The organism is Curtobacterium sp. 9128 (assembly GCF_900086645.1).
Lineage (GTDB): Bacteria > Actinomycetota > Actinomycetes > Actinomycetales > Microbacteriaceae > Curtobacterium.
This window is the reverse complement of the sequence record NZ_LT576451.1, coordinates 2,976,523-2,989,451: the sequence shown is the minus strand read 5'-3', so window position 1 is coordinate 2,989,451 and position 12,929 is coordinate 2,976,523. Positions and strand designations below refer to the sequence as shown.

At 70.6% G+C, this 12,929-nt stretch carries 11 protein-coding genes; 6 read left to right on the top strand and 5 right to left on the bottom strand.

Features of this window, described 5'->3' with window-relative positions; all coding sequences use genetic code 11:
• The first annotated feature begins 7 nt into the window (after window positions 1-7).
• Window positions 8-919: an aldo/keto reductase gene (locus QK288_RS14250; RefSeq protein ID WP_281264940.1), complete on the top strand. Its 912-nt coding sequence runs from the start codon at window positions 8-10 to the stop codon at window positions 917-919.
• Between the two features lie 18 nt (window positions 920-937).
• Here QK288_RS14250 and QK288_RS14245 read toward each other — a convergent pair whose 3' ends face one another.
• Together QK288_RS14245 and QK288_RS14240 are read right to left on the bottom strand one after the other, a co-directional pair.
• Window positions 938-1,243, bottom strand: coding sequence for a hypothetical protein (locus QK288_RS14245; protein WP_281264939.1), 306 nt, complete (start codon window positions 1,241-1,243; stop codon window positions 938-940).
• 72 nt (window positions 1,244-1,315) lie between these two features.
• Window positions 1,316-2,863, bottom strand: a complete 1,548-nt coding sequence (locus QK288_RS14240) for an amino acid permease (RefSeq protein WP_281264938.1) — start codon at window positions 2,861-2,863, stop codon at window positions 1,316-1,318.
• Window positions 2,864-3,292: 429 nt separating this feature from the next.
• Between QK288_RS14240 and QK288_RS14235 the strand changes: the two genes are divergently transcribed.
• The 4 genes from QK288_RS14235 (at window position 3,293) to QK288_RS14220 (ending at window position 7,772) form a co-directional block, all read left to right on the top strand.
• Window positions 3,293-4,618 (top strand): glycine betaine/L-proline ABC transporter ATP-binding protein, encoded by a 1,326-nt coding sequence (locus QK288_RS14235; RefSeq protein ID WP_281267601.1) that lies wholly within the window; start codon window positions 3,293-3,295, stop codon window positions 4,616-4,618.
• Complete coding sequence (locus tag QK288_RS14230) at window positions 4,615-5,592, top strand: proline/glycine betaine ABC transporter permease (protein ID WP_281264937.1); 978 nt, start codon at window positions 4,615-4,617, stop codon at window positions 5,590-5,592. Before QK288_RS14235 ends, QK288_RS14230 begins: the two co-directional genes overlap by 4 nt.
• 14 nt (window positions 5,593-5,606) lie before the next feature.
• Window positions 5,607-6,524 (top strand): glycine betaine ABC transporter substrate-binding protein, encoded by a 918-nt coding sequence (locus QK288_RS14225; RefSeq protein ID WP_281264936.1) that lies wholly within the window; start codon window positions 5,607-5,609, stop codon window positions 6,522-6,524.
• 87 nt (window positions 6,525-6,611) lie between these two features.
• Window positions 6,612-7,772: a mechanosensitive ion channel domain-containing protein gene (locus QK288_RS14220; protein WP_281264935.1), complete on the top strand. Its 1,161-nt coding sequence runs from the start codon at window positions 6,612-6,614 to the stop codon at window positions 7,770-7,772.
• A gap of 99 nt (window positions 7,773-7,871) precedes the next feature.
• Here QK288_RS14220 and QK288_RS14215 read toward each other — a convergent pair whose 3' ends face one another.
• The gene (locus tag QK288_RS14215) at window positions 7,872-8,063 is read right to left on the bottom strand and encodes a hypothetical protein (protein ID WP_281264934.1); all 192 of its coding nucleotides are present in this window, start codon (window positions 8,061-8,063) and stop codon (window positions 7,872-7,874) included.
• A gap of 86 nt (window positions 8,064-8,149) precedes the next feature.
• Between QK288_RS14215 and QK288_RS14210 the strand changes: the two genes are divergently transcribed.
• The gene (locus QK288_RS14210) at window positions 8,150-9,301 is read left to right on the top strand and encodes an SLC13 family permease (protein WP_281264933.1); all 1,152 of its coding nucleotides are present in this window, start codon (window positions 8,150-8,152) and stop codon (window positions 9,299-9,301) included.
• A 27-nt stretch (window positions 9,302-9,328) separates the two neighbouring features.
• Here QK288_RS14210 and QK288_RS14205 read toward each other — a convergent pair whose 3' ends face one another.
• A complete protein-coding gene (locus tag QK288_RS14205) occupies window positions 9,329-10,300 on the bottom strand; it encodes a magnesium transporter CorA family protein (RefSeq protein ID WP_281264932.1) in 972 nt (323 codons plus the stop codon).
• Window positions 10,301-10,378: 78 nt separating this feature from the next.
• Window positions 10,379-12,901, bottom strand: a complete 2,523-nt coding sequence (locus QK288_RS14200; protein ID WP_281264931.1) for a hypothetical protein — start codon at window positions 12,899-12,901, stop codon at window positions 10,379-10,381.
• Between the last annotated feature and the right edge of the window lie 28 nt (window positions 12,902-12,929).

Here is a 12,929-nt window from a genome sequence, read left to right as displayed (position 1 = left end):
GCTCCCCATGTCAGCACCCTTGGACACCGGCTCGCTCGGCGGCCGCACCGTCACACGCATCGGCTACGGCGCGATGGCGCTCGAGCGGTTCGAGGGCGACCCCGCGGCCGGCGTCGCGCTGCTCCACCGCGCCGCGGAGCTGGGCGTCGACCACGTCGACACGGCGGACTTCTACGGGAACAGCGTCGCGAACGACGTGATCCGGCGGGCGTTCGGCGACTCCGACGCGATCACGGTCGTCAGCAAGGTCGGGGCCGTGCGCGTCGACGCACCGGTGCCCCTCGCCCTCGCCCAGCGCCCGGCTGAGCTCCGCGCGCAGGTGGAGTCGAACCTCCGCACGCTCGGGCGCGAACGCATCGACGTCGTCAACCTGCGTCGGGCGGACACCGGCCCCGGGCTCCGCGCCGAGGGGGAGCAGCTGGTCGACCTCGACGACCAGCTCGCGGAGATGGTGGCGATGCGGGACGAGGGCCTCATCGGTGGCATCGGGCTCAGCGCGGTGACGGCCGACGTCGTCCGCCGTGCGGTGCCGGCGGGCATCGTGTGCGTGCAGAACGCCTACTCGCTCGTCGCCCGCGAGTTCGAGGACCTGCTGGAGCTCTGCGTCGCCGAGGACATCGCGTGGGTGCCGTTCTTCCCGCTCGGTGGTGCCTTCCCGGGACTGCCGAAGGTGGGGGAGGAGCCCGCGGTGGTGCGGGTCGCGGCCGAGGTCGGAGCGACACCGGCGCAGGTGGGACTTGCTTGGCTGCTCGGGCACGCGTCGAACGTGGTGCTCATCCCCGGGACGTCGAGCGTCCAGCACCTCGAGGAGAACGTCGCCGTCGGCGGGGTGGTGCTCGACGCGGGTCAGACAGCCGCACTCGACGCCGTCTGGGGCGACCGGGTCGCCGCGGGCATCGACGCGCCGAGCTGGCCGTGACGCGGCTGGGTCACCGGGTCAGTTCGCCGCCGGCGCCGGCGTGCCGAGGGTCCGGCGGAGTGCCAGGGCCGCGACCCCCTCGTCCGAGGTGTCGAGCAGCACGCGGTAGGTGTCGTCGGGCGTGAGGAACTCGACGCACACTGCGTCGAAGTCGCACGGCTCGATGCGCCACCCCTGCACGGCGTCCATGGGGACCGTCGTCAGCGCGTCGCGTTCGTAGCTCGTCTCTGCGTGCACCCGGTCGCGGAACACTCGGACGCGTCCGAAGGCGCCCCGCCACGTGAGCTGCAGGTCGAGTTCGGGAGAAGGGGAGAGGTCCGGCACCCGCTGATCGTACCGACGGGTGCCGGACCTCTCGGCATCACCGGGACGCCGCGTTGCGCGATGCGGACACGATCAGGCCTGATCGCCCCCGTCGCGGTCGTCTCCGCGACGCACCTGGTTCGCGGGGTCGCGGCCGGTGATCGGGTACGGGCCGGTGACGCCCTCGCGGAGGGACGCGATGCGCAGGATCCGGTCGCGCTGCAGGAACCAGCCGACGATGAGCAGCGGGATCACGATCACGAGCGACGCGATCGTGTACGTGCCGACGGGGTAGTCGATCGCCATCAGTACGATGACGGACGCCAGGAACGCGAGTGTCAACCACGAGGTCACCGGAGCGCCGGGGAGCTTGAACGACGGTTCCTTCGCCAGGCCCTGCTTCGCCCAGGACCGCAGGCGCATCTGGCAGAGGATGATCGTGCCCCACGCGGTGATGATGCCGAGGCTCGCGATGTTCAGGGCGATCTCGAACGCCTGGCTCGGGATGAAGTAGTTGAGGACGACACCGGCGACGGTGAACGCCGCGGTGAGCAGGATGCCGGCGTACGGCACACCGCCGCGGGTCATCTTCGTGGTCCACTTCGGCGCCGAGCCGTTCATGCCCATCGAGTGCAGCGCACGGCCGGTCGAGTAGAGGCCGGCGTTCAGCGACGACAGCGCTGCGGTGAGCACGACGAAGTTCATGATCGACCCGACGATCGCGCCGACCTGCGGGTTGCCGATCGATGAGAAGAACGTGACGAACGGGCTCTCGCCCTCTTTGTACGCCGTGTACGGCAGGAGGAGCGACAGCAGCACGATCGAGCCGACGTAGAAGACCGCGATGCGGAAGACGACGGAGTTGATCGCGCGGGGGATGACCTTCTCGGTGTTCTGCGTCTCGCCGGACGCGGTGCCGACGAGCTCGATGGCCGCGTACGCGAAGACGACGCCCTGCACGACGAGCACGGTCGGGAGCAGGCCGTTCGGCAGGAGCCCGCCGTTGTCCGCCCAGATCGAGAAGCCGGTCTGCACCTGCTGGCCGCCGGCCTCGACCGGGAACGCCCAGATGAGCCAGATGAGCGCGATCACAAGGAAGGCGACGAGCGCGGCGACCTTGATGATGGCGAACCAGAACTCGAGCTCGCCGAAGACCTTGACCGCGACCATGTTCGCGGCGAGGACGACGACGAGCGCGATGAGCGCGAGGAGCCACTGCGGAGCGGCGGTGAACGCCGACCAGTACTTCAGGTAGACGGCGACGGCGGTCGTGTCGACGATCGACGTCATCGCCCAGTTGAGGAAGTACATCCAGCCGGCGGCGTACGCGAACTTCTCGCCGTAGAACTCGCGGGCGTACGAGATGAAGGACCCCGAGGACGGGCGGTGCAGCACGAGCTCGCCGAGCGCACGCAGGATGAAGAACCCGAACACCCCCGCGATCAGGTACACGACCGCCAGTGCCGGTCCCGCCGTGTGGAGTCGCCCGCCGGCACCGAGGAAGAGGCCGGTTCCGATCGCACCGCCGATCGCGATCATCTGCAGCTGGCGGGGCTTCAGACCGTGCTGGTAGCCCTCCTGCTCGTGCGAGAAGTCGTTCGCGGGCGCGCGGTCCACCCCGGTGTCGTTCTGCGCTGTCATGCGCGCCACGCTACATGCGCGGTGCAGCAGGGGCGGCACACAAATCTCCGAGGAGCCTGAAATGTAACGAGACGGTTACGATCGCGACCCGCATGGGTCCGCGCGACACGCCGTGCCCGGGGTACACGGGTGCCGGTCCTCCGGCGGACGTCGATTCGCGACGGGGGACAACGGTCGATAGCGTTGAACGTCCCCTCAGGGGACACCGACGATCAGGACGCGTCCTCCGGGCAACACAGCGGGGGCCGTACGGTCGGCCGGACCGGGGTCGTCCCGAGTACGACCCCCGCGTGCGTGATCGCTCGCCCTGCGCCCTTCGCGCACGGCTTGCAGCGGTCGCGACGAACAGGGTGCCGGACGACCCGTTCGCAACCACAACACGTCCGTCGTGCGCCGCGCGCCACGGTCGTGCGAGGAGCACCGTTGACCATCGCCCCACCCGAGAGCCGGCACGCATCCGCGCCGGACACCCCTGCGACGGCACCCGCTGTCCGGGTCCGTGACATCACCAAGGTCTTCGGGCGACGCCCCGCCGAGGCGGTTCGCCGTCTCGCTGCCGGCGCCTCCCGCGACGACGTCCGCGAGTTCGGCTCCGCGGCCGTCATCGACGCGTCGTTCGACGTCCAGCCAGGCGAGATCTTCGTCGTCATGGGCCTGTCCGGCTCCGGCAAGTCGACCCTCATCCGGATGCTGAACGGGCTGCTCGAGCCGACCGCCGGCACCGTGGAGATCGGCGGCCGCACCGTCACCAAGGCGGCGCCGAAGGAGATCCGCGACATCCGCCGGTCGAGCGTGTCGATGGTCTTCCAGCACTTCGCCCTGCTGCCGCACCGCACGGTGATCGAGAACGTCGCGTACGGCCTCGAGGTCAACGGTGTCGAGAAGTCCGAGCGACTCCGCAAGGCCCGCGAGGTCATCGACCTCGTCGGGCTCGACGTCTGGGCCGACGCCAAGCCGGACGAGCTCTCCGGCGGCATGCAGCAGCGCGTCGGCATCGCCCGTGCACTCGCCGCCGAGACCGACGTCCTGCTGATGGACGAGGCGTTCAGCGCCCTCGACCCCCTCATCCGTCGCGAGATGCAGGAACAGCTCGTCGACCTGCAGCAGCGTCTCGGCAAGACGATCGTGTTCATCACGCACGACCTCAACGAGGCGATGTTCCTCGGCGACCGGATCGCCGTGATGCGCGACGGACGCATCGTGCAGATCGGGTCCCCGGAGGACATCCTCACGGACCCGGCGAACGACTACGTCGCGCAGTTCGTGCAGGACGTCGACCGCGCCCGCGTGCTCACCGCCTCGAGCGTCATGGAACCGGCCCGCGCCGTCGTCCCGCTCACCGCGGGCCCGCGTGGCGCGCTCCGCGTCATGCGCGACCTGCAGACCGCCGCCGTCTTCGTCACCGGCCGCGGCCGGAAGCTCGAGGGCTGGGTCCGCGACCGGCACGTGATGCGCCAGGTCAAGGCCGGCGACACGAACCTCGACGCGATCGTGAACACCGAGTTCGCCCAGGTCGCACCGGACACGGCCCTCACCGACCTGTTCGAGCTCGCCGTCGAGTCGCCGCTGCCCATCGCGGTCGTCGACGACGAGCAACGGCTGCTCGGCGTCGTGCCGCGCGTGACGCTCCTCGCCGCCCTCGGCAACGTCCCGACGACGACGAGCCCGATCCAGACGCTCGAGCCCGTCACCCGGATCTCGAACGACGACCTCGACGAGACCCTCGCCGCGACCACGGAAGGAGATCACGCGTGATCACCCCCGGCACGAACTCCTTCGGGGACTTCCACCTGCCCCTCGGCAGCTGGGTGTCCGCCGTCGTCACCTGGATCACGACGTACCTCTCCGGGTTCTTCGACGTGGTCCGCTACGTCTTCACCTGGATGGACGCGTGGATGGAGTACTTCCTCTCCACCCCGCCGTTCTGGGTCGTCACCCTGGTCCTCGTCGCGCTCGCCTTCGCCCTGAAGGGCTGGAAGCTCGCCCTCGGTTCCGCGATCGGCCTGCTGTTCATCGTCAGTGTCGGGCAGTGGACGAACGCCATGGACACCCTGGCGCTCGTCATCGTCGCCGCCGGGCTCGCGGTCGTCTTCAGCATCCCGCTCGGGGTCTGGGCCGCGCGCTCCGACGCCGCCAGCCGGGTGATCCGCCCCGTGCTCGACTTCATGCAGACGACCCCGGCGTTCGTCTACCTGATCCCGGCGCTGCTGCTCTTCCGCGTCGGCGTCGTCCCCGGCATCGTCGCGACGATCGTCTTCGCGATGGCTCCTGGGGTCCGGCTCACCGAGCTCGGCATCCGCGGCGTCCCGAGCGAGGTCGTCGAGGCCGGCGCCGCGTTCGGCTCCAGCCCGTGGCGCATCCTCCGCCAGATCCAGCTGCCCCTCGCCAAGGCCAGCATCATGGCCGGCGTCAACCAGGTCATCATGCTGTCGCTCTCGATGGTCGTCATCGCCGGCATGGTCGGCGCCGGCGGCCTCGGGGAGCAGATCGTCGCATCGCTGAACCGCATCGACGTGGGGCTCGGAGCGGAGGCCGGTCTGTCGGTCGTGGTCCTGGCGATCCTGCTGGACCGCCTGACCGCAGCGCTCGGCGGCGACGCTGGGGGAGCCTCCCGGCCGTGGCGTCGCAAGCAGAAGCCGGCGTCCATCGCCGCGCCCGTGCAGGCCGCCGCCACGGCGGCACCAGCCACCGCGAGCACCACCCCCGACCGCCAGCCCGTCGACGCATGAGGAAGGACCACACCATGATGCAGCGGACCAAGCGCACCATCGCCGCAGCGGCCCTCGCCGCGGCCACCGCCGTCGGCCTGAGCGCCTGCATGCCCCCCGGGTACTACGGCGCGACCGGCAACGTCGCGAACGGCGACCAGAAGTCGATGTCGATCGTCGTCTTCAACGGCTGGGACGAGGACACCGCAGCCAGCCAGCTCTGGAAGTACGTCCTCGAGGAGAAGGGCTACGACGTCCAGCTCACGAACGCCGACGTCGCCCCCGCCTACCAGGGGCTGTCGTCCGGTGACTACGACGTCGTGCTCGACACGTGGCTGCCGAACACGCACAAGCAGTACATGGACAAGTACGGCGACCAGCTCACCGACCTCGGTGCCTGGAACGAACAGGCGTCGCTCGAGCTCGCCGTGCCCGAGTACTCGAAGATCGACTCCATCGAGGACCTCGAGGCGAACGCGTCGGACTTCGGGAACAAGATCATCGGCATCGAGCCGGCCGCCGGTGAGACCGCGGTCGTGCAGGACAAGGTGATCCCGCAGTACGGCCTCGGCTCGATGGACTTCGTCACGAGCTCGACGCCGGCGATGCTCGCCGACCTCAAGGCCTCGATCGCGAAGCAGGAGGACGTCGTCGTGACGCTGTGGCGTCCGCACTGGGCGTACGACGCGTTCCCGATCAAGGACCTGAAGGACCCGAAGGGCGCGCTCGGCAAGAACGAGGAGATCCACACCATCGCCAAGAAGGACTTCGCCAGCGACTTCCCGCAGGCGTCGAAGTGGATGCGGGACTTCTCGATGGACTCCGACACGCTCTACTCGCTCGAGAACGCGCTGGTCAACAGCGGGGCGAAGGCGAGCGAGTACCCGGCGATCACGAAGAAGTGGGCGTCGGAGCACCAGGACTACGTGGACTCGCTCACGTCGTCGAAGTAACAGTTCAAGACGACGGGAGGCACGGTGCCTCCCGTCGTCTTGTGGCCGGCTGGGCGACGGGCGTCGTCCAGTTGGTTGCATGGAGGGATGGACATCCTCCTCCGACTCCTCGTCTCGATCGGGTTCGCCCTGCTCGTGACCGCCGTCGCCTCGCTCGTCCTGCACCTCGTCTTCCGGGCGCTCGGGCGCCACGAGCGCTGGGCGGCCTCCTTGTCCAGGCGCACGAAGCACCCCACCAGGACGCTCCTGCTCGTGGCGCTGCTCTGGACGGCGTTCGCGTCCTCGATCCCCGCGACGTCCGCGTACGAGTGGCGCGCGACCGTCTCGCACGTGTTCCTCGTCGTCACGATCGGCGTCGGCACGTGGTTCGCCTGCGGCCTCGCGATCTTCCTGGAGAGCCTCGGGCTCCACAAGTACCGCGTCGACGTGCCGGACAACCGCGTCGCCAGGCGGATCCGCACGCAGGTCCTCATCCTCCGCCGACTCACCGTCGCCGTCCTCGTGATCATCGGCGTCGGCGCGATCCTGCTGACGTTCCCCGGGGTCGAGGCCGCCGGTGCCAGTGTCCTCGCCTCCGCCGGGCTCATCTCGGTGATCGCTGGTCTCGCGGCGCAATCGACGCTCGGCAACGTGTTCGCCGGCATGCAGCTGGCGTTCTCCGGCTCGATCCGGGTCGACGACGTCGTCGTGGTCGAGCAGCAGTGGGGGCGCATCGAGGAGATCACCCTGACGTACGTCGTCGTGCACCTGTGGGACGACCGCCGGTTCGTGCTGCCCTCGACCTACTTCACATCGACGCCGTTCGAGAACTGGACCAGGACGAACAGCGAACTGCTCGGTGCCGTGGAGTTCGACCTGGACTGGCGGGTGCGCCCGGGGGAGATGCGCGTCGAGCTCGACCGGATCCTGTCCCGCACCGAGCTCTGGGACCAGCGCGTGAAGGTGCTGCAGGTCACCGACGCGGTGCAGGGGTACGTGCGGGTCCGGGTGCTCGCGACGTCGCACGATGCCCCGTCCCTGTTCGACCTGCGCTGCTACATCCGCGAGGAACTCGTCGACTGGATCCAGCGCACCCACCCGGACGCGCTCCCGATCCAGCGCGTGCAGATGGTCGACGAGGTCGCGCCGCGCCGGCGGACCGCGTCGACGGCGTCCGACTCCGCGCTCTTCACACCCGACCAGGACGACCGCGCAGCGCTCTTCACCGGTCCGATCCAGACCGCGCACATCCCGCGGTCGGAGCAGTAGACGCGTTCCGCGCGGACGGGAGGCCCGGTGCCAGCTGGCACCGGGCCTCCCGTCCGTCAGACGGCCCGGTCGGGCCGTCCGTCTGATGGTGCGTTCAGCTCACGGCTGACGCGCTCGGACGGCACGGTCGTCCTCGACGACCGTGCCGATCGCCACGATCGTGGTGGCCAACCAGGCAACCCACGTCAGGGCGAGACGCCAGTCACGCGGCCCCTGCCTGGTGGTCTGCAGCACGCTGTAGCCGCTGATGATCGAACTCCACACCGCACCGTTGAACAAGAACTTGCGCACGGATTCCTCCTGTCGTCGTCGGCGTCCACGCTACTGGTCTGTACATTGGAGCGCCGCCGATCGCGGCCGCTCATGGAGGAGTCATCGTGCGTCAAGCCGTCATCGGGGCAGGTCTGTTGGTCGTCGGCGCCGTGTGCGTCGCACTCGGGCTGCTCCCGTTGCCCGAACTCGCCGAGCTCGCCGACCGGGTCGTGCCCGTGCTCGGGTTCGTGCTCGGGCTCACGATCGTGTCCGAACTCGCCGCCGACGCCGGCGTGTTCGACCGCCTCGCGGACGTCGCCGCACGCATCGGCGGTGGGCGGACCATCGGGCTGTGGGGAGCGGTCGTCGTCCTCGCCGTCCTGTGCACGGTGTTCCTGTCGATCGACACCACCGCGGTGCTGCTCACCCCGATCGTGATCGCCCTGGCCCGTCGGGTCGGGCTCCCGCCGATGCCGTTCGCGCTGACCACCGTGTGGCTCGCGAACACCGCGTCACTCCTGCTCCCCGTCTCGAACCTGACGAACCTGCTCGCCGTCGACCGCATCGGGCTCGACGGGCCGATCCCGTTCGCCGGGCTCATGGTGTGGGCGGCGCTCGCCGGCGTCGTCGTGCCGTGTGCCGTGCTGCTGGTCGTCTTCCGCGGGCGGTTGTTCGGCCGGTACACGCCCGTCGACGTCCGTCGCCCGGCCGACCCGGTGTTCTTCACCGCCGCGTCGGTGGTGCTCGTCGCGCTCGTCGTCGCGCTCACCGCCGGGGTGACGGTCTGGATCGCGGCACTCGCGGCCGCTGTGGTGCTCGTGGTCGTCGCGGCGTTCCGCGCACCGGGCGAGCTGCGGCCGTCGCGGGTGCCGTGGTCGACGCTGGTGTTCGCCGCCGGGCTGTTCGTCGTGGTCGAGACGCTGCACGCCACCGGGGTGACCGACCCGATCGTGCGCGCGCTTTCCGGCGGCACCGACACCGGGTCGCTGCTGCTCCTCGCCGGTGCCGGCGGGGTCGCCGCGAACGTGATGGACAACCTGCCCGCGTACCTGGTGCTCGAGCCGGCCGCCGGCCACGAGGCCCTCCGCTACGCGGCGCTGCTCATCGGGGTGAACGCCGGGTGCCTCATCACGCCGTGGGCATCCCTCGCCACGCTCCTCTGGCACGCTCGGCTGTCCGCCGAGGGCATCCGGTTGTCGTGGGGGAAGTACATGGCGCTCGGCTGCGTCGTCGCGCCACTGACGGTGGTCGCCGGCGTGCTCGCCCTGGGGGTGTAGCGCGCCGCTCGGTGTCCGCGTCGGGCGCTACAGCCAGTCGCGGTGCTTGAACACGCGGTAGAGCACCAGGCTCGACACGACGATGAGCGCCACGGAGACGAACAGGCCGCCCCACTGCCCCTCGCCGGGGAACGTCACGTTCTGCCCGAAGAACCCCGTGATGGCGGTCGGGATCGCGATGATCGCCGCCCAGCTCGTCACCTTCTTCATCACGGTGTTCTGCCGGTTCGACGCCAGGTTGAGGTTCGTGTCCAGCACGCTCGACACCGCGTCCCGCAGCTGGTCGGCGGAGTCGGCGATCGACACCAGGTGGTCCTCGACGTCGCGGAAGTACGGACGGATGCCGTCGGCGATCGTCTCGGCGTCCCCGTGGAGCAGGGACGCGACGCTGTCCTTCGTCGGGACGACCAGCCGACGGATCACCCCGAGTCCCTTCCGGAGCGCGAACGACCGGCGCTGGATCTGCTGCTCGCGGGGGTTGCCGCGTTCGAACAGGTCGTCCTCGAGCTCGTCGATGTCCTGCTCGATGTCCTCGACCACCGCGGACGCGTGGTCCACCACCGCGTCGAGCAGCCCCCACACCAGCCACGGCACCCCGTGGTCTGCCTGGTCGGCGTTCGCGTCGAGGCGACTCGAGACCTCGCCGATGTCGAAGTCGGCACCGTGGATCGTGACGAGCGCGCGGGGGGTGACGAACGCCTTGACCTCGTGCACGACGACCGAGCCGTCCGCGTTCCGCCCGGCGATGTCGTAGACGACCAGGAACAGGCTGTCGCGGTACCGGTCGAGCTTCGGGCGCTGCCCGCGTTCGACCGCGTCCTCGACGGCGAGCGCGTGGATGCCGAGTTCGACCTCGACGTGTTCGAGGTCCGCCGCGGACGGGTCCGTGTAGTCGATCCAGACGAACGTGTCATCCTCGGCGACGAGGTCCGAGACGCGTTCGACGGGGAAGTCCCGCTCGGCTGCCGATCCGTTCCGCCACGAGCGAGTGCTGACCATGCGCGCCAGCCTAGTGACGGGACGCCTGCGCGCCCGGCGGGGAAGCCTCGCCGAGCGCGCAGTCCGTACAGGTCCGGCTCAGTACGCCGAGACCAGCTTGCCGTCCTCGACCTTCAGGAACTCGTAGACGTCGAAGGTGTCCTCCTGGTGTCCGCTGTCCCCGAAGTACGACGTGTAGTCGTACCCGATCACACCGTCCGAGGTGCTCGTCACCTGGATGCTGCCAGAACCCGAGGTCTCCACCTTGAGCTCCGGCATCGTCTTCACCTCGTACTCGACCGCACCGTCCGCGTCGTACGGTCCGTACCAGGGGCAGCCGCTCAGCGCGTCGACGTCGGTCTTCGCGGCGCACGCCGTGATCTCGTCCGTGACGAACTTCTCCGCGTCGGTCGTGAGCTGCTTCGTCGGCTTCGGGGTGAAGTCGACGTACGGGCTCGACGAGCCGCCGATCGACAGCGTCTTCGTGCCCCCGGTGAAGTACTTCGTCCCGCCGACCTCGACCCGGTAGGTGCCCGGGTAGGCGAGCGACCGGAAGGTCCCGTCCGAGATCGTCCCGACCCGCTTCCCGCCGACCGTGACCGGGGCGCCCTCGAGCGCGGACGCGGCGGTGATCGACACGGACTCCGCCAGGGGAGCGGTGACACGCCACTCGTCCTTCACGAGCCAGCTCGTCCCGGTCCGACGGAGCTCCACCTGACCGGAGCGGTTCTTGCCGCCCTGCGTGTAGCTCACGGTGGCCACGGCACGGTCGCCGCTCGTCGCGACCCGCCCCACACGGACGTCGCTCGGGCGGTTCTTCGCGCTCTTCAGCACGGCGGCGTCGAGCATCGCGGCGTCCTCGGGGACCTCGCTCATCCGCTCGGCGGTCGCGGCGTCGCCCCGGGCGATCGCGTCGACGTAGCTGCGCACCGTCGGCGCAGGGCCCCACACGTTCGAGCGCAGGATCCCGGTGGTCACCGCGCCGGCGACGACCACCACCACGACGGCGCCACCGGCGACGAGCGACCGGACCAGGACCTTCTTGGCACGCGGCGACATGGGCGCAGCGGCGCTCGCCGCATCCGGCCCGACGAACGGCTGCGACGCGCCGGCGGACGGGTGCGATGCGCCGACGAACGGCTGCGAGGCATCGGCGGCCGGCTGGTCCCCCGCGGCCGGGACACCCGACCACCCCGCGGCCTGGGCGGAAGCGGGACCCGACGCGCCCGTCGGCGCCGCGCCCGTCGGCGCCGCGCCGGCCGCCGGCGCTGCCCAGCCGGGTGTCACCGGGCGCGGGTCCGCGCCGACCAGGCGCGACGTGAACAGGACGATCCGCGATCCCAGGCGGGGGACGAGCACCGGAGCCAGGTACCGCGCGACGACCTCGATCGCCGCACCCCACGCGGCGAACACGACCGGGGTCCACGGCGCGACGCCCATCGACCCGGAGCCGCCGACGACGCTGGACCCGGTCGCCGAGTACGAGAACACCCCGGTACCGAGCACGAACACGACCACGCCGACGACGAGCCAGACCGCTGGTGACACGACCCAGTCGAGGGTGGTCCTGACGCGGTCGTTCCGTCGGACGGCGAGTGCGAGGCCGGCGGCGACGGCGGTCAGGGCGACGAAGAGCACGAGCAGCCAGAGCCAGCCGGACGCGCCGCCGAACGCGGAGGCGGTCTGTGCGCCGCTGCCGAAGCCGGACACCCCGACACCGCCGAGGAACCCGAGCGACACGATCGCCGACGCCAGGTTCCCGACGACGAGCGGCAGCGCCGACCCCCACGACGGCTGGACGACGAGCGCGACGACCACCAGGACGACCGTGACGAGCACGACCAGGAACCCGACCTGCCCGACGGCGACGCGAGCGGTGCCGAACGTGCGGACGGCGAGCACCCGGCCTCGTGCGAGCACGGACGGGCGGGCCAGGAGCGCGGACACCGCGCCGATGACGAACGCGCCGAGGATGCTGCCGATGCCGATCGCGTGCACGGCGCTGATCGACACCCCGGACGACGCCGGGAACCTGATGGCGAGCACGAGCCCGGCCAGCGTCGTGAACGCGGTGAGCACCAGCCCGGTCACCGCCGAGGTGACGAGGAGCTGCGGCACGCCCAGCGAGCGGCTGCGAATCCGGCGGGTGAGCACGACGGCGATGACGACCTGCGCCGCGAGCACGAGCGCCGGTGCGACGCCGAGCGACGCGGAGCCCGAGAGGCCGAACAGCGGCACGGACCCCGACACGTGCAGTCGTCCGAAGTCGGCGAGGGCGACGAGCTGCGCAGGAGCCCCGAGCAGCACGCTGATGCCGGACAGCAGGCTCTGCAGGTCGGGAGCGGAGGACGCCGTGCCCGAGTCGGGCACGAATCCGCCGTCGATCGACGCGCCTCCGGACGACCCGGACCCGACGGCGACGATCGCCACGGTCAGCAGCAGCGAGATCCCCGCGACGACGTAGGCCGCGACCCAGGCGCCGGCGCCGGCGATCGCTGCGGCCAGCCAGTCCCGACCGCCGATCGAGCGGAGGAGTCGGCCGAGCGCATCGGGCTCTCGAGGTGCGTCGGACTCTCGAGGTGCGTCGGGCTCTCGAGGGGGGACGGGTGGGGTGTCGCTCACGGCGGGAGTCCTCTCCGGCCGGGCGGCC

Bases quoted from the DNA above. Each gene is read 5' to 3' on its own strand.
- QK288_RS14205 (WP_281264932.1), bottom strand. From the start codon at position 10,300: ATGGTCAGCACTCGCTCGTGGCGGAACGGATCGGCAGCCGAGCGGGAC.
- QK288_RS14220 (WP_281264935.1), top strand. From the start codon at position 6,612: ATGGACATCCTCCTCCGACTCCTCGTCTCGATCGGGTTCGCCCTGCTC.
- QK288_RS14240 (WP_281264938.1), bottom strand. From the start codon at position 2,863: ATGACAGCGCAGAACGACACCGGGGTGGACCGCGCGCCCGCGAACGAC.
- QK288_RS14225 (WP_281264936.1), top strand. From the start codon at position 5,607: ATGATGCAGCGGACCAAGCGCACCATCGCCGCAGCGGCCCTCGCCGCG.
- QK288_RS14250 (WP_281264940.1), top strand. From the start codon at position 8: ATGTCAGCACCCTTGGACACCGGCTCGCTCGGCGGCCGCACCGTCACA.